The organism is Amycolatopsis saalfeldensis, assembly GCF_900110575.1.
Lineage (GTDB): Bacteria > Actinomycetota > Actinomycetes > Mycobacteriales > Pseudonocardiaceae > Amycolatopsis > Amycolatopsis saalfeldensis.
Genome location: NZ_FOEF01000044.1, coordinates 1 through 21,116 on the forward strand (window position 1 = coordinate 1; position 21,116 = coordinate 21,116).

Genomic DNA, 21,116 nt, shown 5'->3' on the forward strand with positions numbered 1-21,116 from the left:
GACGGTCATGTTGTCGCCGGAGCCTTCGATCTTCAGCGGGCCGCCCGCGGTGTCGAGCGAGGTGACCGAGCCACCGGCGGCGGCCAGGCCCTTGGCGTCGTAGCGCTTGGGCAGGACGTGGTACTGCAGGATCGGCGCCAGCTGGCTCGGGTTCTTCGCCAGCTCGTTGAACTTCGCGTCGCCCAGCGCCGCGAAGGCGGGGTCGGCCGGCGCGAAGACGGTGATCGCGGACTGGCTGTTGAGCGTGTCGACCAGGTTGGTGGCCTTGACCGCGGCGACCAGCTTGGTCAGCAGCGGGTTGGTCGAGGCGGCCGACGCGACCGGCTGCGGGCCCATCGAGTCCAGCGAGCCGGCCGCACTGCCCTGCGGCAGCTGCGAGCAGGCCGGGCCGAACACGTCGGCGTTGGTGGTCACGCCGCCGGAAGCACCCGAGTCACTGGACGACGGGGCCGACATGGACGAGGGGGCCGGGGCGTTGCTGCTCGCCGACGAACCGCTGTCGGTGCTGCTGCCGCAGGCGGACAGGGCAAGGGCGGCGACAGCGGTGATGCCGAGGCCGGCGATACGCAGGGACTTCACGGGAATTCTCCGTTCACAGTGGACAGACTCGGGGCGAAGATCCGGGGGACATCGCAGGTTTTCCGACGCCGCGGTGTTCTCTCGCCAGGGATTCGGGTCTGCCGGCGGAACGGATTGGTCCGGTCTCGGTCCACTTTCGGCTGACGTGCTGCCGCGCAGGCCGAGCGCTTACTATCGAAGGCCGGTGGAACGCAGCGAGGGGACCTGATGAGCGAGGACGGGCCCGGCCGGGACTGGTCGGCGGCCGAGAAGTCGGCCTACCGCCGTCTCGTGCGCGCCCACCACCCGGACTTCGGCGGCGACCCGGACACGTTCGCGGCCGAGCTGGCGCGGTTCCACGCGCGCCGCGAGGCCCCGCGGGACGAAATCGTCTTCGTCACCAGGCGCCGGGGCCTCGGCCGGATCGTGGACGCCGTCGCGGCGAGCCGCCGCAAGCGTCGCCGCCCGCCACGGGTCCACTGAGCTGTTCAGGCGATTCGCGCGCCACGGGTCTTCGTCGAGAACCGGAACTCCAGCGTCACCGGCAGTTCGTCCAGGTCGAGGGCCTGACGCAGGCGCGGGAGCACCGTCGACTCGAGTTCACGGCGGATCTCCGGCAGGTCCCCGTCCTGATCGACGCTCAGCACCGCCGCCAGCCGCGGTGCGGTGTGCGGGCCGGCGAGGGTCGCGTGGGCGTCGTGCACCCCGGGGCAGGCGGCGAGTTCCGCGACGAACGGCTCGACGGCCACACTCGCGGCGAGCGCCGTGGTCCCCTCGGCCGGGTCGGCCTCGAAGCGCCAGACCTGCGAACGGGGCTTGCGGGTGAGCTGGGCGGCGAGCCACCGCAGCGTCAGCAGCCCGACCACGATCGCGGCCCCGGCCACCACGTACAGCACCCAGGCAGGCGGCAGGCCGGTGCCGGGGATCAGCGGCGAGTCCGGCCGCAGCAGCGTGAGCTTCCGGAAGTGCGTCGCGACGGCGAACCCGCCGGCCGCGAGCAGCACCAGTCCCAGCACCACGAGCAGGCCGCGGTTGAGCCGGGCCGGGCGGTTGAGGTCGGTCACGACGTGCTCCCGGAGGTCTTGAGCCGGACCTTCACGGCCGGCGGGGTGGCGGGGTCGATCTGGCCGATGCGCTGCTCGACGGCGGTGCGCACGGCGTCGGCGAGCCCGTCGGTGCTGGTGCGGGCCGTGGTCACGACGGCCTTCACCCGGCGTCCCCCGAGCTTCAGCTTCGCGCCGCTAATACCGTCCACAGTGGACGCCGCCACGCGCAGGGTGGACCGGTAGCTGCGCCGCGAGGCCCCGGAGTCGAGGTCACCGCGCAGCGGCAGCACCCTCGCCCGACCCGGCAGGACCGCGGCGAGCAGCAGGACCAGGCCGAGCAGCGCCGCCACTCCGCCCGCGACCGCGGGGACCAGGTCGGTCCAGTGCTGCCCGTGGAGCCAGCCGGTGACCGCCGCGTAGCTGATCCACGGCCGCTCGCCGAGGAGCAGCTGGACCGAGACGGCCGCGGCGAGCACACACACGGCGAGGATCACCAACGCGCTCAGCGTGGCCGGCGCACTGCGCCGCGGTCGGCGTTTCACAACACCCTCCTCGGTTCGGCCGCGCTGGTGGGAAGCGCGGTGACGGTGATGTCCACGCGGGACACCGCGAGCCCGGTCAGCTCCGCCGTCCGGCGGCGCAGGTGCTCGCGAGCGGCCTCCGTGGTCTTCGCGACCGACAGCGGGTAGCCGATGGAGAGCCGGACGTCGAGCGTCACGGTGTCCCCGCGGACCTGCGCGGTCACCTTGGCCGACTGGTCCAGGTCCGCACCGCCGACGGCGACGCCGAGCATCCGCGTCGCGGAGCCGCCGGCGCCGTCGACCTCGGTCACCGCCTGCGTGGCGATGCGCTCCACCACGCGGTCGCTGATCGTGAGCGCGCCGCGGTCGTCGACCTCGCTGGCGGCGGGCAGGGTCGTGGTGGTCATGGGGTCAGCCCCGGTCGCGGCCGGTCAGGTGGGACAGGTCGAGCTTGCCGTCGAGGAACCGGCCGGCCAGCAGGCCGAGCGCGCCGAGGACCAGCACGAGCAGGAAGGCGCCGAAGCCGCCGAACGCGGCGGCGAGGCCGAGTGCGAGGCCGGTCAGCAGCCCCAGTTGGGTCGAATTCACGACTTCTTCTCCTCACGAGAGGTAGCGGCCGGGTCGGCGACGTCGCCGACCCACACGTCCACGGGTCGCCCGAGCGGGCCGAGCGCCGCGCGGACCTCGTCGCCGAGCCGTGGCACCGCGGCGGGGTCACGGGCGACGACGCCGATCGTGACCAGGTCGTCGCGGACCCGGACGCCGCGGATCCGGCGGCCGGGCAGGAACGTCGAGATCTCCCCGAACCGGCCGCCGTGCAGGCCGGCCACTCCCGGCAGGGCCGACACGACGGCGGCGAGGCGGTCGGCATCCACGAGGACGCCGGTGCTCACTGCACGCGGCCGGTGGAGGTGGAGCCGGAGTCCTCGGCGTCGTCACCCTCACCGGGGATGTGCACGTCGGAGACGTTGATGTTGACCTCGACGACCTCGAGCCCGGTCATCTGCTCGACGGCGCCGATCACGTTGCGGCGGACCGAGCGCGAGAGATCGGCGATCGAGACGCCGTATTCCACCAGGATCTGCAGGTCGACGGCGGCCTGCTTCTCCCCCACCTCGACGGAGACGCCCTGGCCGGCGGACGCGGACGCGCCCGGGATGCGCTCGCGGATGGCGCTGAACGCGCGGGCGGCGCCGCCACCCAGGTCGTACACGCCGGGGACCTCGCGGGTGGCCAGGCCGGCGACCTTCTGCACCACGGTGTCCGCGATGGTCGTCGCCCCGTGCGAGGAGCTCAGCGCGCCGGTACCCGACTTCTCCATCTCACCAGCGGAAACCGTGTTCTTCGTGGCCGTGTCGGTCATGACTTCTCCTCAGGTCCGTCTCGGGCGGTCGGTGCGGAGGTCTTGGCTTCCTCCACACCCAGATAGACCCCGGCGACGCGAGATCGTCACGACCCGATCGTGTGGTCCACGTCTCGTTCAGCCGTGAAATCCACAGTGGACGGTTCGGCCGCCGCGCGGGAGGCGGCCGGGAATGGGCGGATAGACTGCCCGGCATGGCCGAGCTGGAACTCATCACGGAGAAATCCGACCCCGCGGTGCAGCGGATTCTCGACGTCACCAAGCCGTCGCGGTCCAGCATCAAGACGACGCTGATCGAGGACGCCGAGCCGCTCCTGCAGTGCCTCGGCGCGGGGCTGGGGTTCATCGAGGTGTACGGGAGCGAAAACACGCCCGTACCAGCCGATCTGCTGGCCGCCTGCGCGGAGCGGAACGTGCCCGTGCGGCTGATGGACACCACGGTGGTCAACCACCTGTTCAAGGGCGAGCGGAAGCCGAAGATCTTCGGCATCGCGCGCGTTCCGCGGCCGGGCACTTTCGGTGACGTGCAGCAGCGCACGGGCGACGTCGTCGTCCTCGACGGGGTGAAGATCGTCGGGAACATCGGCGCCATCGTGCGGACTTCGTTCGCGCTCGGCGCCGCGGGCATCGTGCTGGTCGACAGCGACCTGGGCAGCATCGCCGACCGGCGGCTGATCCGGGCCAGCCGCGGTTACGTGTTCTCCCTGCCCATCGTGCTCGCCACGCGCGAGGAGGCGATCGGGCACATCCGCGAGAGCGGCCTGTCACTGATGATCTTCGACGCGGACGGCGAACTGGCCGTCGACGACCTCGGCGCCCAGGACGAACGCCTGGCCCTGCTGTTCGGCAGCGAGAAGACCGGCACGTCCGACGGCTTCCGCGGCATCCCGTCCACCTCGGTGTCGATCCCGATGATCAGCTCGGCGGAGTCGCTGAACGTCTCCGTTTCGGCGGGCATCGCCCTGCACGAGCGCACCCGCCGGAACGTCACCGCCGACTGAGCCACCACAGTCCTATGTGGACCAACTGGCTCAAGCCCAGTGCTTCACGAACCCGGCCGCGGCGGCGCCGGTCTCCGCGGGGTGCGAAGCGCTTAGGAAGTGCTGCCCGCCCTCGACGACTTCGAGGCGGGCGTCGGGCGAGCCGGTGAACAGCCGGATCTCCTCCTCGGCGTTCGCCACCGAGTAGACCTGGTCCGCGGTGCCGTGCAACCACCGGACGGGGCAGCGGACCTCGTCCAGCCTGCCGTGGAGCCCGTCGCGGTCGCGCAGGTTCACGGTGCTGACGCGCAGCCGGTGGCGCCCGTCGTCACCGGCGTAGTTCGCGCGGTGGGCGGCGAGCCAGAACTCGCGCTCGTCGTCCGGGACACCGCCCAGTCCCGACGCGAGCACCGCGTCCACGAAGAAGTCCGGCACGACCCAGTCGTCGCCGACCGGCTCGGCCAGCGCGTCGATGACCGCCGAGTTGGCCGCGAACGCGTCCCAGCACCCCAGGTCACGGCTGCGCGGGCTCTCGAAGTCCATCGAGGTGCCGAGCAGCAGCAGGCCCTTGACGACGTCCGGGGCGAGCAGCGCCATGCGGGCCGCCATCCAGCCGCCCTGCGAGGTGCCGAGCACAAAGGCCTCGCCGATGCCGAGGGCCGCGAGGACCTGCAGGTTCGCGATCGCGCTGTCCCAGTACGTGAAATGCGGGTACGCCGCCCGCGTGCGGCCGTGCCCGTAGGGCTCCAGCGCGAGCAGGTTGGCCGCGGACCCGAGCACCGGATCGGCGAACTGCGGCCGGTACAGCTCGGCGGAGGTGGAGAACGAATTGACCAGGACCAGCGTCGGCAGCGAGGGGTCGTACGGTCTGCCGAAGGTGTACCCGATCTTCGACCCGCCGAGGTGGGGAATCTCGATGGTCTGGTCGATCTTGCTCATGGGCTGCTCCCTGATCCGTACCCGGAGCAGCCGAGTCTAGGACCCGTCGTCAGCGAATGGTGACGTCGGCGTGCAGTGGCAGGTCCGCCGAAGACTGTCCCAAATAGACGGTGCGGGTCCCGGTGCCGGTCACCCAGCCGTTGGCCGCGGTGTTCCAGTAACGCAGCCGGGCGGGGTCGACGGGAATGGTGATCCGGCGGCTCTCCCCCGGGGCGCAGGGTGACCTTTTCGTAGCCCGCCAGCGCTCGCACCGCCTGCGGCTCCCGCACGTCCAGGCTCGGTCCGAGCAGGCTGTGGAAATACGGCTACCAGGTCATCGAGGTGCCGCTGCTGGCGGTCGGCATCGCCTGGGTGGTGGTGACGAACCAGCTGGCCGCGTGCTGTTGCTGGTGGCCGCACAGCCTGCTCGGCCGCCGGACCGGGGTTCGGGGCGACCGTGGCGATGGCGTGGCTGCTGCTGGACCGACCGGCCGAACCTGACGGACTTCGCGTACTTCTCCTTCACCGTCGGGCTTCCTTCGCCGCGTCCGATGTGGAGGTTCAGGACCGCCGGATCCGCTGCACCGTGCTGACCCACGGAATCCTGTCGTTCTCCTACAACACCGCGGTGCTCGGGATCGTGATCGGCGTGATCACCGGGCTCTGAGCGCCGCCGCCGGGTGGGCAGCCTCCGCGATCGACTCCAACGACGTCCGCAACGCCCGGCGAGCCGGCTCGCCGAGGCCCGCGAGCAGCCGGCTCATCACGTCCTCGACGAGGGTGTTGCAGCTTCGCTCCAGCTCATCGCCCTTCGGCGTGATCCGGTGCAGGATCGCTTTGCCGACACCGGGCCGGCGTTCGAGCAGCCCGCGCTGTTCGAGGCGGGCGACCACCGCGCCCGCGGACTGATCGGACTGCCCGGTGACCAGGGCCAGCGCGTGCGTCGAGGAATCCGGCTGGGTCGCGACAGCGTGCAGCACACCCCACTGCGGCAACGTCATCCCCACCCGGGCCAGGGCGGCCTCGCAGGCCAGCTGCTTGCGCAGCTGCGCCCGCCGCAGCAGCATCGCGAACTCGACGCCGCTGGGCCCGTCCTGATCAGCTGTCATTCCCGGAGTCTATCCCCTGTCCCTTATATAACGACACGTATATGCGACGTCTGCTCACTCCGCCGTCAGCTCGGCGGTGGCGTCGTGGCCGGCCGCCGTGACGCGACGGAGGAAGTCGGCCAGGAACTGGAGCTCGGCGTCGCTGTAGCCGGCACAGATGGCGTCCATCGCCGTGTTCATGCCCGCGTAGTGCCGGATCAGCTCGCCATTGCGGTCACGCAGCGCGCGCACGGTGATCGCCCGCCGGTCGGCCGCCTCCGGATCGCGTTCGCGGACGATCCAGCCGCCGCGTTGCAGCCGGTCGAGGATCCCGGTCAGCGTCGCCGGGTGCAGCCCGGCCGTGCGCGCCAGCACACTCGGGCCGAGCGGGCCGGTGCGCTGGATCAGCTCGAGGCAGTCGAGGTCGACGTCCTTGAGCCGCACGGCCGAGCTGACCTGGTGGTTCAGCAGCGACAGCTGGTTGCGCAGGTCGCGCAGTGACTCCTTGACGGCCGTGATGGCTCGCCGCTGCGCGCGAGACGATACGGAATTCATATGATATTCTCCCGATAAGTTATGCGAGGGAGTCTAACCGTGAAACTCGTGCTCGTCGCCGCGACCGGCCGCATCGGTCGCCTCGCCCTCGACCAAGCCGTGGCCGCGGGCCACGACGTGACCGCCGTCGCCCGCCGGCCCGACGGACTGCCGGTGCCCGTCGTGGCCGTGGACTTCACCCGCCCTGACCTCGACGCACTCGCCGACGCGATGGCCGGCGCCGACGCCGTGGTGTCGGCGCTCGGCCCGCGCAGCCGGTCGGAGGACGGCATCGTCTCCACCGGAACCCGCGCGTTGACCACGGCGATGGCCACCGCGGGCGTCCGCCGCCTGGTCGCGGTGAGCGTCGCCGGCATCGCGATGCGCGAAGGCGAGGACCGCGACCCCGGCGCCGGCTGGTTCACCCGGAACGTGCTGGGCCGGCTCGCGCAGGCCCGGCTCGGCACGCACTACGCCGACATCGCCACGACCCACGATCTGTTGCGCCGCAACGATCTCGACTGGACCACGATCGGCTGCCCCCTCCTCACCGACCGCCCCGCGACCGGCGACTACCGCGTCGCCTACGACCACCCCGTCCGCGGCGGCTGGCGAATCAGCCGAGCCGACGCCGCCGCCTGCCTACTGGCGACGATCACCCGGCCCGACACCTTCCGCCGCAACCTCGCGATCGCCCACTAGGGCTCGTGAGTGTTCTCACCGTCCTGGCCACTCACAAGCCTTTTCCCGCCACAGCGCTTAGGAGCCCGGCGTGCACCTCGTCATCTCCCTGCTCGTCGTCGTCACCTGCGGCCTCTCCGGCACCGCCGCCCTCCTGCGATTCGCCCCGATCCGCCCCGGCATGGCCACCGCGGGCGTACCGGAAAGCTGGCTCGTCTTCCCCATCGGCACCCTGAAGGCCACCGGCGCCCTCGGCGTCCTGATCGGCTCGCTCGCCCTACCCCCACTGGGCACGATCTCCGCCTTCGGCCTCGTCCTGTTCTTCACCTGCGCGATCTACACCCACATCCGCGCCCAGGACTACTCCGCCCAGTTCGGACTCGCTTGCGGATTCTTCTTGCTGTGCCTGGCCGATGTGCTCCTCGGGGTGAGTTTCCGCTAGCCGGGCTCACGTCGGCAAGATCGACGAAGCCCGAACGGCATCAGCAGCCACGAGGACACGACAGTCGAGACGAGGAGCCAATGGGGGCTGCGAGGAGGCTCAGCCGGCCGCGGGCCACCGGCTGGCGGCCCGGATTGGTGTGAGCAGACGATGAGATCAGGGAGGAGATCGGTACCTGTTCACCACCCGACGGGATCACCCCGCCGTCTCGGCCGGTTCAGCCACGAGTTCAAGGAGTCGCTCGACGCGAAGCCGCAGAGAGGATCGGCAGGTCCGTGGTCGGAGGGCGCTATGACCACATGTACCGGCCCCGGATCCCTCTCCGCTGCCGACGCGTGGTGGTAACTGCCGCGCGCTCTCGGCAGGGACTGGCGGCCGACTCGAAATCTGAGCCCTGGGCGCCAAGTCCGCCGTTCCCGCAGGTCAACGGCTCAACCATGGTGGGCCGCCAGGGGCTCGAACCCTGGACCCAGGGATTAAAAGTCCCTTGCTCTACCAACTGAGCTAGCGGCCCGCAGAGGTGAGTCTAGCGGGGCGCCCGATGCGGCACGGCCGGGGTGCGCCACCTGGGACGCGACCCCAGAAGCCGGCCGAAGCGGAGCGCCGGTCGCAGGCCGCGCGGGCCGGTTGACTGGTGAAAGAGACAGCCTGTCGAGATACGGTCAGTCTGTTCGTCATCCTCTTCGACCGACTTGGTTCCGGTGGGACGGAGGACCCGTGCAGTACATGTTGTTGATCTACGACTGCGATCGGCCCGAGCCCGGTGATCCCGGCTTCGAGGACGCGCTGGCCAGCGTGAACGCCTTCGCCGACGAGTGCCGGCGCCGTGGTGCGTTCGTCGGTGGGCATCCGTTGCAGGGTGAGCACACTGCTACCACCGTCAGCGTCCGGGAGGGGAAGACACTGATCACCGACGGGCCGTACCTCGAGACCCACGAGCACCTCGGCGGCGCGTACATCCTCGACTGCGCCGGCCTGGACGAGGCGCTGGAGCTGGCCGCGCTGTGCCCGATGGCCGCGGTCGGCTCGATCGAGGTCCGGCCGATCGCCGGCGTTCCCGGCCTGGACCACCGGCTCGGTGATCCGGCGGCCGCGGGCGAATGACGGCGTCGCCCGCCTCGGTGGTGGAGCGGGTCTACCGGGAGCACCGCGCGCGGATGCTCGCGGCGCTGATCCGCGTCCTGGGCGACTTCGAGCTGGCCGAGGACGCGCTGCAGGACGCCTGCGCGCTGGCCTTGCGCAAATGGGGCGACGCCGTGCCGGACGACCCGCTCGCCTGGCTGCTGACCGCGGCCCGCAACTGCGCGATCGACCGGCTCCGGCGGGCCCGGCTCGGCCGGGAGAAGCTCGCGCAAACCGCGCCGGCAGAGGCGGTGACGCCGACCGGTGAGAGCAGCCTGCTCAACGTGGGTGACGAGCGGCTGAGCCTGATCTTCACCTGCTGCCACCCGGCGCTGGCCGAGGACGCGCGGGTCGCGTTGACGCTGCAGGCGGTGGCCGGGCTGACCGCCGGGCAGATCGCCCGGACGTTCCTGGTCGCCGAATCCACCCTGGCCCAGCGTCTGGTGCGGGCGAAACGGAAGATCCGCGACGCCGGGATCTCCCTGGACGTGCCCGCCGACCACCTGCTGCCCGAGCGGCTATCCGGTGTCCTCGCCGTCGTCTACCTGATCTTCACGCAGGGCTACACCGCCGAGCACGGCCGGTCCGCCCTGTGCCCCGAGGCGATCCGCCTGGCCAAGCTCGTCGCCACCCTGATGCCGGACGAGCCGGAGGCGCTCGGGCTGGTCGCGTTGCTGCTGTTGCACGATTCCCGCGCCGCCGCCCGTTACGACGGCGCCGGTGAGGTGGTCCTGCTGGCGGAGCAGGACCGTTCCCTCTGGGACCGCGCCGAAATCGACGAAGCCCTCGGCCTCCTGAACCGGGCGCTGCGGCTGCGGGCGCCGGGCCCGTACCAACTGCAGGCCGCGATCGCCGCCCTGCATGTCCAGGCGCGCTCGGCGGACCGGACGGACTGGCCGCGCATCGCCACGCTGTACGCCGAACTGCTCGCGGTGGCGCCGTCGCCGGTCGTGGCGCTCAACCACGCGGTCGCCGTGGCCGAGGCGACCAATCCGGCCGAAGGCCTCGTCCTGCTCGACCGGATCGACGGACTCGACAACTACCACCTGTTGCACGCCGCCCGCGCCGACCTGCTGCGCCGGCTGGGCCGGACCGAAGCGGCGGCCGCGGCGTACCGGCGCGCGCACGAACTCGCCGCCAACCCCGCCGACCGGCGTTTCCTGGCCGGTCGCCTGCGCACCCTCGACACCCCGGAGGCATCATGAGGCTGTCCATTCTCGATCACGGCCACCGCCGCCGTGCGAAGGCGTTTTTCACGCTCACGTCGTTGCAGTCGCGTGTGGACAGTCCCGACATCGTGAAAACCCTGTTGTACCGTCCGGATTTCTTCGCCCGGCCGCTGCTGGAGCTGACCGCCGACGCGATGCGCGGCCCCTCGTACTGGACGGCCGCGGAACGGGAGTTCCTGGCGATGTCGACCGCGTCGTGGCACGAGTGCCCGTTCTGCATCGTCACCCACGCTGAAATCGTCCGGCTCGCCGCCCACGGCGAGATCGACCCGGACGACGCCGGCTCCGCCCGTCCGGAGGTCCGCCAGATCCGCGAATTCCTCGACGCGCTCAACCGCGACCCCGGGCACGTCCCCGCCGTCCCCGAGCTGCCCGCCCAGGCGGTGCGGGAGGCCTTGCGGGTTCAGCTCGTGTGGAACGTGGTCAACCGCCTGGCCAACGCGTTCGGGTTCGTGCTGCGTGATGGCCAGCTGCACAGCGGCACGCGCGCGCTGCACCGGTTCGGCTACCGCTTCCCCGGCTTCCTGCTCACCGGCGGCGACCGCACGAAGCACGGCGACGCGGTGGCGGACCTTCGCCACGCGGTCCTGGAAGCACCCGCGACCACCGATCCCGCCCTGCGCCGGGCCGCCGCGACCGGCACCGCCGTCCCGGAGCTGTGGCGAGCTTTCGTCGAGACCGTGCGGGACGCGTCGTACAAAGTGACTGACGACGACATCGCCCGGCTGAGGGCGGCTGGGCAGAGCGAGGACCAGATTTTCGAGGTCACCGTCGCCACCGCGGTCGGCGCCGCCCTGCGCGCGTTCGACGCCGGTCAGGACGCCGTTCGGGAACCGAGGACGCGACAGGACTGAGTGACCGGGCTGCGCCTCCCGGAACTCCCTTACGGCTGGTAGATCTCCTTGACCACGGCGATGCTGTCGTTCCCGTCGACCTGGATCTCGGCGAGCGGCGGGGTCGCGCCGGTGAGGGCCTGCATCAGCTGCTCCGGGGTGCACGGCTGGGTGCCGCGGCCCTGACCGTCCACAGTGACCGAATCGTTCGAGCACAGCGTGCTCGCGCTGAGCACCTGCTCGTTCGCGCGCAGCGGCAGCCGGTAAACCTTGGTGTCGCCCGGAACCGGCACGAAGTGGCCGTTGTCGGGGCCGCCCGGCTGCCAGGTGACCAGCTGGAATCGGGCCATGTTCGCGGCGGTGTCGTAACCGGTGAACTGGACCGTCTGCGTGGTGTTCGGGAACCGCTGGTTCGACGGCGCGGTCCCGGTGCCCTTGCTCGGCGCGGTCTCGATGCGGAAGCCGGTGCCGCCGTCCTTCCCGCAGTACACCACGCCCTGGGCGCCGTCCGGGTCCGCGGCCTTGGCGCAGTCCCAGTGCCCCTCGATGTCGAGCACGCGACGGCCCGGGCCCTCGCCGTTCGGCTGCTTCGCGTAGTAATCGGTGATGAGGTTGAACGCCTCGGTGCAGCCCGACCTGCCCGCCGATCGTGCTGCAGTCGACGTCACCGGACGATCCGCCATCGGAACTCCCGGCCACCGAACCGGCCTTGGCCTGGGCCGGCCCGTGAACAGCCGAGGAATCCGCGGCATTCTTCACCTGAGCGGCATTTCCGGCCGCGCCGTTCACGTCTGCTGAAAGCCTTTATGAACGGGAAGACGTGAGGCACCAGGCGTCGTTGCACCGGGCTTGCGGCCAGACGGAAGGTTGCCCTCAGGCCTGCTCGAACCTGTCCGCGAGGGCCGAGGCCGAGGCCGGCGGGGCCGCGCACTTCACGTCGGCCGCGGGGAGCCGGCCGGTGAGCAGGTAATCGACGACGGGTTTGTCCACACAGGCGTTCTGGTCGAACAGGAATTGCCCGTGGTTTCCGCCCGCGGAGAGGACCAGCCGGGAACCGCGCATGGCCTGCTGCATGTGCAACGCGCCTTCGACCGGGGTGGCCGAATCGTCTTTCGCCTGCACCAGCAGGACCGCCGGCGCCTTCCCGGACCCGATCTCGATCGGCGGCGCGGTCGGCGCCTTCCAGAACGCGCACGAAGCCGAATACCAGGTGTTCAGCCAGGCGAACAGCGGCGCTTTTTTGTCGGCCCGCACGGTGTCGGTGTGCCAGGTTCGCCAATCCGCGGGCCATTTGTCGTCGGCGCAGTTGTACGCGAGCTGGGCCCCGTCCACCCGTTGCAGGGCGAGCTGGCCCGCGGCTCCGATGAGCGGGCCGGAATCGCCGGCGTGGAAGTGCGAGACGGCGTCGGCGAGGGTCGGCCAGCTCGCGTCGACATACATGGCCGAGGCCAGCGTTTCGTCCAGTTCCTCGCTGCCCACCTTGTCGCCGGCGGGGTGGGCGGCGAGCGTGTCGCGGATCGTGTTCCACACCCCGCCGACCGCGTCGCCAGTGGTGCCGAGGTGGTACTTCGCGTCGTTCGCCCCGACCCACGCGAAGAACTGCGCGGCGCGGCGCTGCAGGGCCGGGTCCTGCTGGTACGCCGTCTGGTAGGTGCTGACCGTCGGGTCGACGACGCTGTCCAGGACGATCCGGCCGCTGGTGGCGGGGAACATCGTCGCGTAGGTCGCGCCGAGCTTCGTGCCGTACGAATAGCCCAGGTAGTCCAGCTTGTCCTTGCCGAGCGCGACCCGCATCCGGTCCATGTCGCGCGCCGCGTTCTGCGTGGTGATGTACGGCAACAGGTCGCCCGCGTGCTGCGCGCACGCGTCGGCCACCTTCCGGGCGATGTCCAGGCGCTTCTGCTCCTGGTCGGCGTTCGCGGGCCGGTTGGGCGGCATGGGAGTCGGGAAGAGGCCTGAGGTGTCACCACAGTCCACCGGCGAGCTGGCGCCGACCCCGCGCGGATCGAAGCTGACGACCAGGTACTTGTCGACGAGCTCGGGCGGCAGCGAGGACCAGACGAGCTGGGCCGTGCCGATGCCGGACTCACCGGGGCCGCCGGGGTTGACCATCAGGATGTTCGGCGCGTCGAGCGAGCCCGCCGCGGCCATCGTGAGGCTGATCTGCTTGCCGGACGGCTGGGCGTAGTCGAGCGGCACGCTGATGTTCGCGCAGCCGGTCCCCCGCGGCGCGCCCAGATCCGGTGGGCACGCCGCCCACTTGACCCCGGCCGCCGGCGCAGCCGAAACCGGCGCCGCGGCCAGCAATGCGGCACCCAAACCGGCCGTTACGGCCAGGCACAGCCCTCGCGCAGTCATGCTTCCCCTCCCGAAAAGATCAACACCCCATCAGTAACACGCACCACCACGACCGGCCACCCCCAGCACCGGAACGGGCACCAAACCAGGCCGAAAGGCCCTCATCGATTCCTGGAAACGAAATAGAAGTGTGCCGTTCCATTGATTATGAGACCTACGGTTGATGCGGCCTCTGACCAGCTCGTACTAGCGTCCAAATGCAAATTCCAGGTTCGCGCTGAAAGGAAGAAGATGAGGAGACTGCGCTTCGCCTTGGTGGTCCCGTTGGCGGTGGTCGGGTTGATCGCCGGGATGACGCCGGCGTCGGCCGCCCCGCTGAACACCACGAACATCCCCGACCGCTACACCGGACAGTCGCTGGGCTGGGTGCCCTGCGCCGCCGCCGAGCTGACCGACCTGCCGCCGGGCACCGACATCAAGGACCTCGAGTGCGGCGCGTTCCGCACCCCTCGGGACTGGGACCGGCCGGACGAGCGGCAGGACCTGACCATCGCGGTCAGCCGGCTCAGGTCCACCGGCGCGACGACGGCGTCGGTCCTGACCAACCCGGGCGGCCCCGGCGGGCCCGGGCGCTGGTTCCCGGTCTCGTTGCGCGGCCAGAGCCGGCTGCGCGAGCACCAGGAGATCATCGGCGTCGACACCCGCGGCACCGGCAAGAGCACCAACGTCACCTGCGGCGGCGCGGGCAGTACCGGCGCGGACCTGGACCCGCGCGACCGCGACCCGCGGAACCTGAACCTGATCGTGGACGCGGTCCAGTACGTCGCGAACTCCTGCCGTACGGCCGCCGGCGAGCTGGGCCCGCTGATCAGCACGTTCCAGAACGTCAAGGACCTGGACCTGCTGCGCGTCCTGCTCGGCCGGGCGCAGGTCAACTGGATCGGGTATTCGGCGGGCACCTGGCTGGGAGCGCATTACGCCCAGCAGTTCCCGCAACGGACCGGTCGCTTCGTGCTGGACTCCTCGACCGAGTTCACCACCAGCTGGCAGAACTCCTTCAACTGGCAGCCGGCCGGGTACGAACGCCGCTGGCGCCAGGACTTCCTCCCCTGGATGGCCCGTTACGACGCCAAGTACCACTTCGGTGCCAACGGCGAGGCGGCCCGGCAGACCTACGAAAGCCTGCGATACGCGCTGAGCCGCAATCCGCTCGAGGTGAACGGCAGCCGGGTCGGCCCGACCACGCTGGACAACTACCTCATCGGCTCGCTCAAGGCCAAGGTGACCTTCCCGCAGGTGGCCGAAACCCTGGTCACGGCGAAGACGCTGGTCGACGGCCGCGCGTCGGAGCAGGCCACAGGCGGTGCCCGCACGGCGCTGAAAACCGCGTTGTCGGAGAAGGCGCCCGGCCCGCTGCCGGACCCCGGCGACGCGTCCGACTCGATGCTGGCCACGCTGTTCACCACCCTGTGCAACGACGGGCCGTGGCAGGGCGATCGCCAGTCGCTGATCCGTCGATCGCAGCAGTACCTCGACCGCGGCGTGACGCTGTACAGCACGGCCTGGATGCCGTTCCAGGTCTGCGCCTTCTGGACCGGCAGTCCCCGGCCGCTGCCGGTGATGGACGGCAAGGGCGTGCCGCCGGTGCTGATGGTCCAGTCCGAGCACGACCCGGCCACACCGATCGAAGGCGCGAGGAAGGCTCACGCCGCCTTCGCGAACTCGCGGATGATCACCGTCACCGGCGAGGGCGACCACGGCATCTACGCACTCGGCGGCAACCAGGCCGTGGACAAGGTCGTGGAGGACTACCTGGTGGACGGTGTCGTGCCTCAGGACCAGAGCGTCCCCGGTCTGCCGCTGCCCGTCCCGTGACCGCCGCGGGCCCGCTTTGGTGGCGACCTCGGTCGCCCGTATGCCACGATTCGAGCGGACGGCCCTTGGCCGGCAGACCGCTGGAGGTGGTTGTGTTCAAGTGGTTCAAGCGCCGGAAACCGAGCCTCTACCTCGATCCCGGCTCGGCCTTTCCAGCACCGTCGAACGCTCCGGCCGCCCCGAGCGGCAACGGCACGATCAGCGGTCGAGGCAAGGCCAACCGCACGGACCAGCTCCTCGCCGAACTCGCCGCGATCGGGGCCAACCCAGGCTTTTTGTCCCCCTCCGGCAACCAGCGCACCCGCGAGATCGGCGCCAAGCTCAACCGACGGGGCGGCCGGCGAACGATGCTCAGCGCCCACCGAGCCATCACGTCCCAGCTCGGCCGCGAGGCCGCCCGCGAACTGGAGTTCGCCTGGGACGGGATCGGCTCGTGGGCCGGGTAAGCAGCGCTGCTCCCTATCTGATCGGGTAGGCGGCGGTGCTCGCCGGGCCGGGGTAGGCAGCGCCCTCGCCACCAGCTGGGATGGGCGGCCGCACCCATTCCGGCCCGCGTAGGCAGCCCCCCCCGTTCCCGTCAGGTTGGGCAGGCAACAGCGCCGCTCATCAGCCGGGCAGGCAACTGTTGCTCCCGCCACTCGGGCAAGCGGCAGCGGCCGACGCCAGGCCAGTAGGCGGCGCCCCTCCCGGACCCGCTGGATCGGCGACACCGACCCCGCCAGGCCGAGTAGGCGGCACCAGTACCCGACCGGTCCAGTAGGCGGCAGCGCCCTCGACGAGCCAAGTAGGCGACACCAACCGGCCGCTCGGATAGGTGACGATGCCCTCGCCGGGCTGGGTTCCCGACATGTCGGGGCATGCCTCGTCAAGCCTCAGCCGCGGCGTTTTCGAGGTCGGAGCAGCTGGGGCGACGCGGATCAAGGGCCACAGTGGCTCAGGAGCCAAGCGTGTTGCCTCCACCCGACCAAGCCGCCACAGGCCCTGGCCCACCACATCGGCCTCAGCCCGTCCACCAGCCGTGAAAACCCGCCCGCCGCCAGCGAAGCCAGGCGATGGCGGGCGGTTGCCGACCAGCGCTGACCGCCCGCTTCGCCTCTGCCACAACCGCGGCCGTCTGCCGTCAGTCGGCGGGCACCTCCTCGACGGTCACCTTGTTCGGGTAGAACGCGAGGTGGTCCTTGATCTCCGCGACTGCGTCGTACGGTGCCTCGTACGTCCACACCGCGTTGTCGCCGTCCGCGCCGAGGGACGTGATGCTGTAGTACGAAGCGTTGCCCTTGTACGGGCAGTACGTCTCGTGCTCGGTGCGGGCGAAGCCCGACAGGTCGACGTCCTCGCGCGGGATGTACTGCACCGCGGGGTATCCAGCCTCGTACAGGGCCTGGGACCGGGTGGTGTCCGCGACGACCTGGCCGCCGACCTTCACCACCACCCGCGACGGGTTCGGCTCGACCGTGATCGGGTGGTCCGGGCCGGGAATCTTCTGCTGCTTAGCCTGGGTCATGGTCTCCTCTTTCGCGAACGCCGAGGCCGGTGGTCTGCCGCCGACACAGGTACCAACCCGCGACCGCCGCCGACTCTTCCCACCATAGGAGCGACCACCGACAAAAACGGCGCGTGAACGCTCGGGCCGACCCAGCTCAGCCGGCCGCGACCCGCCGCGGCGCCGTCCGCCGGAGCCAGTACAGGCCGATCACCGGCAGGACCACCGGGATGAACAGGTAGCCCTCGCCGTACACCGACCACACCGTGGCGTCCGGGAAGGCCGCCTTGTCGAAGATGCTGAGCGTCCCGACGGTCAGCACGCCGAGCAGTTCGACCGAACACGAGACCAGCGCGACCCGCCACCACCGTTCGCCGCCGCGGGCGAGGGCGAACGTCGCGAGGAGGTAGACCACCGCCGCGAACGCCGACAGGCTGTACGCGAGCGGCGCTTCGTGGAACTTCGTCCCGATCTGGACGCCGGCGCGCGACGTCGCGGCCAACGCGAAGATGGCGTACACCGCGACCAGGACCCGTCCAGGCCCCGTGGCCGTCCTACGCGCTTGCTCCACTCCACACCTCGTTCAGTCGCAGCACCATCACCGGGATGGCCAGGCAGGCGATGCCGAGCACCACCGTGCTCGACCGGCTCCGCTCGGCCAGCGCCCACATCGCCCCGACCGGCAGCACCACGAGGCAGCCGATCAGGTAGGCCAGGTACGTGGCGACGCTGCCCGGCTTCTCGCCGCTCGCGAGCAGCACGATGCCGACCACCAGCTGGGCGACGAGCAGCAGCTCCACCACGCCGAGCGCCACGAGCAGGAGGGTGTCCGGGAGCTTGTTGCGCATCGACTGCACGAAGCTCCACAACGCGACCAGCAGCGCGGACACCGCCACCACGACCGCGAAACCGAAAATCACCCGTTCCTCCTCCTGCCACGCCCGGCCCAAACTACCCGCCGGTCCGATCACCCCGGTCCGCCGGAGGCCCGCCGACGTGGCCCGGGCCACGAGCCGGGTGTCCCGTGTGGACTCGATGCGCCCCGGGCCAGGGCGGGGCCGGTGAATAGATCACCGAATCCACCTGATGGCAATCCGCCAATTTCGGGGTACATTTGGGGGACCGGGTGGGCTACCAGCACGGACGACAGAAATGCATTGTGTTACACCTCTTCTGGGTGGTTTTCCGGCTCCGGGGAATCACCCAGCGTTCCCCTCGACCGGGGCAGGTGGCACTTTTGTCCCCCCTGATCAGCCCAGTTGAACCCCCGGGTTGGCGGATTGGCCGTGACACCTCCGCCGTGCGGGAATATTTCTTGTCACAACAACGAGCTGAGTATCCGGAAAAGCGCGTGTAGGGGGCCGGTCCATGGACATCCGGTATGAAGCGTTCTGCTTCGCCGATCCGCTGTTCTTCGACGAGCAGCGGGAAACCGGAGAGCCCGCCGACGATTTCGCCGCCGAACTGCCCCCGGCCGGCGCCGGATGGACCACCGGCACCCGCGGGATCTGGCGCGTGCTGCACCCCCGCGGGGTCGAACTTCCTGATCAGGGCTGGAAAATCCACGTCTCGGCCGGGATGGACAACGCAGGTCGGGTGCTGGCCGCGGTGCACGAGTACTGCGTCGGCCACCGGATCTCGTACAAGCACCTACGATCTCGTGCGATCCTGCTGGCCCGGAACTCGAAATACGCACCGCGCGACGGCAGCGGCAAGCTCATCACTATTTATCCGACCGACAACAACGAGTTGGCCCGGGTGCTCGAAGAGCTCTCCGAGGAGCTGCGCGGCGAACACGGGGCGTACATTCTGAGCGATCTCCGATACGGCGAAGGTCCACTTTACACGCGTTACGGTGGCTTCACCGAGCGCTGGGTCGAACACAACGGCAACCGGGTGCTGGCGATCCGCAAACCCGACGGCACGCTGGTTCCGGACCGTCGGGAGCCCACTTTTTCCTTACCGGATTGGGTGAATATTCCAATCTGCCTGGACAAAAGCCTCGCGGCCCGCAAGGCGAGCGACCCGGCCGAGTTCCCGTACCGGGTGACCAGCTCCTTGCATTTTTCCAATGGCGGCGGCGTCTACCTGGCCGAACGCGAGGCGGACGGCGAGACCGTCGTGCTGAAGGAGGCCCGGCCGCACGCCGGCCTGGACCGCGCGCTGGTCGACGCCGTCGCCCGGCTGCGGCGGGAGCACGAGGTGCTAGTGCGGCTGGCGGGCATTCCCGGCGTTCCGGACGTGCACGAGCGGTTCACCGTCTGGGAGCACCACTACCTGGCCATGGAGCGGATGCCGGGCACCTCGCTCGGCAACTGGCTCGCGCTGAACTACCCGCTCACGCGCCGCGACAGCACCGAGGCCGACCTGCACGCCTACCGCGACCGCGCGCTGGCCGTGCTCGCCGAGGTCGAGCGGATCGTCGGCGACCTGCACGGCCGCGGCATCGTGTTCGGCGACCTGCACGCGCTGAACATCCTGGTGGACGAGGATGACCAGGTCGCACTGATCGACTTCGAAATGGCCGCCGACGTCGAGTCCGGCGAGCGGCCCGCGCTCGGCGCCCCCGGCTTCCGCGCCCCGGCCGACCGGCACGGCTTCGACATCGACCGGCACGCGATGGCCGCGTTGAGGCTGTGGATCTTCCTGCCGCTGTCGACGCTGCTGGAGCTGGCGCCGGCGAAGCTGCGCGGCGCGGCGGAGTTCGTCGAACGCCGCTTCGCGCTGCCTGCCGGCTATGCCGACGAGCTGGTCGACGTCCTCGGCCCGCGGACGACGCCGATGCCACCGGCGTCGACGCACACCGAACTCGCCGAGGACCGGCCCGACTGGTCGCTGGTCCGCAAGCAGATCGCCGAGGCGGTGCTGGCGACGGCGACGCCGGAGCGCACCGACCGGCTGTTCCCCGGCGACATCGAGCAGTTCCGCGTGGGCGGCGCCTGCTTCGGCGTCGGGGCGGCGGGGGTGCTGCACGCGCTCGACGTCGCCGGCGCCGGCCGTTTTCCGGAGCACGAGCAGTGGCTGCTCGACGCCGTGCGCCGCGAGCCGCCCACGCGGCCCGGGTTCTATGACGGCAGCCACGGAATCGCCTATGTGCTGGAGAATTTCGGCCACCACAAGGCGGCGACGGCGCTGCTCACGGCGTCGCGCCAGCTGGTCGAGCAGACCACGGACCACGCGCTCGAGGGCGGGCTGGCCGGGATCGGCCTGACGCAGCTGCACTTCGCGGTCAGCCGCGGCGACAACGAGTTCGGCCGGCAGGCCCTGAGCACCGCCGTCCGCCTCGGCGAGGGACTGGAGACGGCGGCGCCGCCCGGCAAGTTCGCGCGGGCGGGCCTGCTCAGCGGCTGGACGGGCCCGGCGCTGCTGTTCATCCGACTGTTCGAGCGCACGGGTGAACGCGCGTGGCTTGCGTTCGCCGACCAGGCCCTGCAGCGCGACCTCGAGGAATGCGTGCTGGCCGACGACGCGTCGTTGCAGGTCCGCGACGGCGAACGGCGCACGCTCCCGTACGCCGGCATCGGCAGCGCGGGCATCCTGATGGTCGCGGAGCAGCTCGTGCGCCACGAACCGGGCGCCACCGTCGGCGAAAGCCTGCCCGGCCTGCGCGAATCGTGCCGCGGCGAGTTCGTGATCCACCCCGGCCTGCTCTACGGCCGGTGCGGGCTCGCGACCGCGCTGTCCTTCGGCGCCGATCCGGCCCCGCGGATCCGTGAAGCCATCGACCTGCACCTGGCCCGCCTCGCCTGGCACGCGGTCCCGTTCCGCGGCGGCCTCGCTTTCCCCGGGAACCAGCTGCTGCGCCTCTCGATGGACGTCACCACCGGCGGCGCGGGCATCCTGCTCGCCCTGTCGGCTCTCCTGGACGGCAAGGAGGTGCTGCCGTTCCTCGGCCGCACGCCGTCCCCCCACACCTCCGGCCACTGAGACCGGCGGAACAAGAGAAGGGAACACCATGGAACTGGTTCTGGAGCTGCAGGCCCTTGAAGCCCCCGAGGCCCTCGACGGCCACGGCGGCGGCGGGGGCGGCGCGCCGAGCAACCTGAGCCTGCTGGCCTCCTGCACCAACAGCACGCTCAGCCTGCTGACCTGCCACTGAACCACCTGCGTTTGACCCCGTGAACAGGTGCGGGAGCGGCACAGGC

Annotated in this window: 28 protein-coding genes and 1 tRNA gene; 12 read left to right on the top strand and 17 right to left on the bottom strand. The window is 70.7% G+C overall.

Annotation, left to right across the window (positions count from 1 at the left end; all coding sequences use genetic code 11):
* On the bottom strand, positions 1-579 hold a 579-nt coding region (locus BMY97_RS44480; RefSeq protein ID WP_091629574.1), incomplete at its 3' end, for a fasciclin domain-containing protein.
* A 207-nt stretch (positions 580-786) separates the two neighbouring features.
* Between BMY97_RS44480 and BMY97_RS44485 the strand changes: the two genes are divergently transcribed.
* Positions 787-1,041 (top strand): hypothetical protein, encoded by a 255-nt coding sequence (locus BMY97_RS44485; RefSeq protein WP_091629575.1) that lies wholly within the window; start codon positions 787-789, stop codon positions 1,039-1,041.
* A 5-nt stretch (positions 1,042-1,046) separates the two neighbouring features.
* On the opposite strand, the gene BMY97_RS44490 is transcribed toward BMY97_RS44485, so the two are convergent.
* From BMY97_RS44490 to BMY97_RS44515, 6 genes are read right to left on the bottom strand one after another with little or no spacing between them, the layout of a single operon-like run.
* A complete protein-coding gene (locus BMY97_RS44490) occupies positions 1,047-1,622 on the bottom strand; it encodes an alkaline shock response membrane anchor protein AmaP (protein WP_091629577.1) in 576 nt (191 codons plus the stop codon).
* On the bottom strand, positions 1,619-2,146 hold the full coding sequence (locus tag BMY97_RS44495) for a DUF6286 domain-containing protein (RefSeq protein WP_091629578.1): 528 nt from the start codon (positions 2,144-2,146) through the stop codon (positions 1,619-1,621). Before BMY97_RS44495 ends, BMY97_RS44490 begins: the two co-directional genes overlap by 4 nt.
* Positions 2,143-2,532: an Asp23/Gls24 family envelope stress response protein gene (locus BMY97_RS44500; protein ID WP_091629580.1), complete on the bottom strand. Its 390-nt coding sequence runs from the start codon at positions 2,530-2,532 to the stop codon at positions 2,143-2,145. Before BMY97_RS44500 ends, BMY97_RS44495 begins: the two co-directional genes overlap by 4 nt.
* A 4-nt stretch (positions 2,533-2,536) precedes the next feature.
* Complete coding sequence (locus BMY97_RS47620; RefSeq protein WP_091629582.1) at positions 2,537-2,713, bottom strand: hypothetical protein; 177 nt, start codon at positions 2,711-2,713, stop codon at positions 2,537-2,539.
* A complete protein-coding gene (locus BMY97_RS44510; protein WP_245787813.1) occupies positions 2,710-3,000 on the bottom strand; it encodes a hypothetical protein in 291 nt (96 codons plus the stop codon). The genes BMY97_RS47620 and BMY97_RS44510 overlap by 4 nt, the downstream gene beginning before the upstream one ends.
* A 14-nt stretch (positions 3,001-3,014) precedes the next feature.
* On the bottom strand, positions 3,015-3,488 hold the full coding sequence (locus BMY97_RS44515; RefSeq protein ID WP_091629586.1) for an Asp23/Gls24 family envelope stress response protein: 474 nt from the start codon (positions 3,486-3,488) through the stop codon (positions 3,015-3,017).
* A 194-nt stretch (positions 3,489-3,682) separates the two neighbouring features.
* On the opposite strand from BMY97_RS44515, the gene nshR reads away from it, so the two are divergent.
* Positions 3,683-4,489 carry an NshR/TsnR family 23S rRNA methyltransferase gene (nshR, locus tag BMY97_RS44520; RefSeq protein WP_091629588.1) on the top strand — a complete coding sequence of 269 codons (807 nt, stop codon included), beginning with the start codon at positions 3,683-3,685 and terminating at the stop codon, positions 4,487-4,489.
* A 30-nt stretch (positions 4,490-4,519) separates the two neighbouring features.
* Here nshR and BMY97_RS44525 read toward each other — a convergent pair whose 3' ends face one another.
* Together BMY97_RS44525 and BMY97_RS49755 are read right to left on the bottom strand one after the other, a co-directional pair.
* Positions 4,520-5,407 (bottom strand): alpha/beta fold hydrolase, encoded by an 888-nt coding sequence (locus BMY97_RS44525; protein WP_091629590.1) that lies wholly within the window; start codon positions 5,405-5,407, stop codon positions 4,520-4,522.
* 49 nt (positions 5,408-5,456) lie between these two features.
* Positions 5,457-5,708, bottom strand: a complete 252-nt coding sequence (locus BMY97_RS49755) for a fibronectin type III-like domain-contianing protein (RefSeq protein ID WP_091629592.1) — start codon at positions 5,706-5,708, stop codon at positions 5,457-5,459.
* Positions 5,709-5,939: 231 nt separating this feature from the next.
* Between BMY97_RS49755 and BMY97_RS48980 the strand changes: the two genes are divergently transcribed.
* A complete protein-coding gene (locus tag BMY97_RS48980; protein ID WP_245787814.1) occupies positions 5,940-6,053 on the top strand; it encodes a DUF1345 domain-containing protein in 114 nt (37 codons plus the stop codon).
* Here BMY97_RS48980 and BMY97_RS44540 read toward each other — a convergent pair.
* Positions 6,040-6,495 (bottom strand): MarR family winged helix-turn-helix transcriptional regulator, encoded by a 456-nt coding sequence (locus BMY97_RS44540; protein WP_091629594.1) that lies wholly within the window; start codon positions 6,493-6,495, stop codon positions 6,040-6,042. The genes BMY97_RS48980 and BMY97_RS44540 overlap by 14 nt on opposite strands.
* Positions 6,496-6,549: 54 nt before the next feature.
* A complete protein-coding gene (locus tag BMY97_RS44545) occupies positions 6,550-7,029 on the bottom strand; it encodes a MarR family winged helix-turn-helix transcriptional regulator (protein ID WP_091629595.1) in 480 nt (159 codons plus the stop codon).
* 39 nt (positions 7,030-7,068) lie between these two features.
* Here BMY97_RS44545 and BMY97_RS44550 point away from each other — a divergent pair, with 39 nt between their 5' ends.
* Complete coding sequence (locus BMY97_RS44550; protein ID WP_091629597.1) at positions 7,069-7,710, top strand: NAD(P)-dependent oxidoreductase; 642 nt, start codon at positions 7,069-7,071, stop codon at positions 7,708-7,710.
* 70 nt (positions 7,711-7,780) lie between these two features.
* Complete coding sequence (locus BMY97_RS44555; protein WP_091629598.1) at positions 7,781-8,131, top strand: DoxX family protein; 351 nt, start codon at positions 7,781-7,783, stop codon at positions 8,129-8,131.
* Between the two features lie 438 nt (positions 8,132-8,569).
* Here the strand turns inward: BMY97_RS44555 and BMY97_RS44560 are convergent.
* Positions 8,570-8,645 (bottom strand) — tRNA-Lys (locus BMY97_RS44560).
* A 212-nt stretch (positions 8,646-8,857) separates the two neighbouring features.
* Between BMY97_RS44560 and BMY97_RS44565 the strand changes: the two genes are divergently transcribed.
* Genes BMY97_RS44565 through BMY97_RS44575 form a run of 3 tightly spaced genes read left to right on the top strand, consistent with a single transcriptional unit; the run spans position 8,858 to position 11,336 of the window.
* Positions 8,858-9,235: a YciI family protein gene (locus tag BMY97_RS44565; RefSeq protein WP_245787816.1), complete on the top strand. Its 378-nt coding sequence runs from the start codon at positions 8,858-8,860 to the stop codon at positions 9,233-9,235.
* Positions 9,232-10,458, top strand: a complete 1,227-nt coding sequence (locus BMY97_RS44570) for an RNA polymerase sigma factor (RefSeq protein WP_091629602.1) — start codon at positions 9,232-9,234, stop codon at positions 10,456-10,458. The genes BMY97_RS44565 and BMY97_RS44570 overlap by 4 nt, the downstream gene beginning before the upstream one ends.
* Positions 10,455-11,336, top strand: coding sequence for a carboxymuconolactone decarboxylase family protein (locus BMY97_RS44575; RefSeq protein WP_091629603.1), 882 nt, complete (start codon positions 10,455-10,457; stop codon positions 11,334-11,336). Before BMY97_RS44570 ends, BMY97_RS44575 begins: the two co-directional genes overlap by 4 nt.
* A 29-nt stretch (positions 11,337-11,365) precedes the next feature.
* Here BMY97_RS44575 and BMY97_RS44580 read toward each other — a convergent pair whose 3' ends face one another.
* Both BMY97_RS44580 and BMY97_RS44585 read right to left on the bottom strand, forming a co-directional pair.
* Positions 11,366-11,998: a hypothetical protein gene (locus BMY97_RS44580; RefSeq protein WP_091629605.1), complete on the bottom strand. Its 633-nt coding sequence runs from the start codon at positions 11,996-11,998 to the stop codon at positions 11,366-11,368.
* Between the two features lie 190 nt (positions 11,999-12,188).
* The gene (locus BMY97_RS44585; protein ID WP_091629606.1) at positions 12,189-13,673 is read right to left on the bottom strand and encodes an alpha/beta hydrolase; all 1,485 of its coding nucleotides are present in this window, start codon (positions 13,671-13,673) and stop codon (positions 12,189-12,191) included.
* 231 nt (positions 13,674-13,904) lie between these two features.
* On the opposite strand from BMY97_RS44585, the gene BMY97_RS44590 reads away from it, so the two are divergent.
* On the top strand, positions 13,905-15,488 hold the full coding sequence (locus tag BMY97_RS44590; RefSeq protein ID WP_091629608.1) for an alpha/beta hydrolase: 1,584 nt from the start codon (positions 13,905-13,907) through the stop codon (positions 15,486-15,488).
* 86 nt (positions 15,489-15,574) lie between these two features.
* Positions 15,575-15,934, top strand: coding sequence for a hypothetical protein (locus BMY97_RS44595; protein WP_143086519.1), 360 nt, complete (start codon positions 15,575-15,577; stop codon positions 15,932-15,934).
* A 674-nt stretch (positions 15,935-16,608) separates the two neighbouring features.
* On the opposite strand, the gene BMY97_RS44600 is transcribed toward BMY97_RS44595, so the two are convergent.
* From BMY97_RS44600 to BMY97_RS44610, 3 genes are all read right to left on the bottom strand, one after another.
* The gene (locus BMY97_RS44600; RefSeq protein ID WP_091629612.1) at positions 16,609-16,992 is read right to left on the bottom strand and encodes a DUF427 domain-containing protein; all 384 of its coding nucleotides are present in this window, start codon (positions 16,990-16,992) and stop codon (positions 16,609-16,611) included.
* 136 nt (positions 16,993-17,128) lie between these two features.
* Positions 17,129-17,542, bottom strand: a complete 414-nt coding sequence (locus BMY97_RS44605; protein WP_091629613.1) for a hypothetical protein — start codon at positions 17,540-17,542, stop codon at positions 17,129-17,131.
* The gene (locus BMY97_RS44610; protein WP_091629615.1) at positions 17,526-17,891 is read right to left on the bottom strand and encodes a hypothetical protein; all 366 of its coding nucleotides are present in this window, start codon (positions 17,889-17,891) and stop codon (positions 17,526-17,528) included. Before BMY97_RS44610 ends, BMY97_RS44605 begins: the two co-directional genes overlap by 17 nt.
* 448 nt (positions 17,892-18,339) lie before the next feature.
* Here BMY97_RS44610 and lanKC point away from each other — a divergent pair, with 448 nt between their 5' ends.
* Positions 18,340-20,898 carry a class III lanthionine synthetase LanKC gene (lanKC, locus tag BMY97_RS44615; protein WP_091629616.1) on the top strand — a complete coding sequence of 853 codons (2,559 nt, stop codon included), beginning with the start codon at positions 18,340-18,342 and terminating at the stop codon, positions 20,896-20,898.
* A 28-nt stretch (positions 20,899-20,926) separates the two neighbouring features.
* The gene (locus BMY97_RS44620) at positions 20,927-21,070 is read left to right on the top strand and encodes a SapB/AmfS family lanthipeptide (RefSeq protein WP_091629618.1); all 144 of its coding nucleotides are present in this window, start codon (positions 20,927-20,929) and stop codon (positions 21,068-21,070) included.
* Positions 21,071-21,116: the final 46 nt, after the last annotated feature.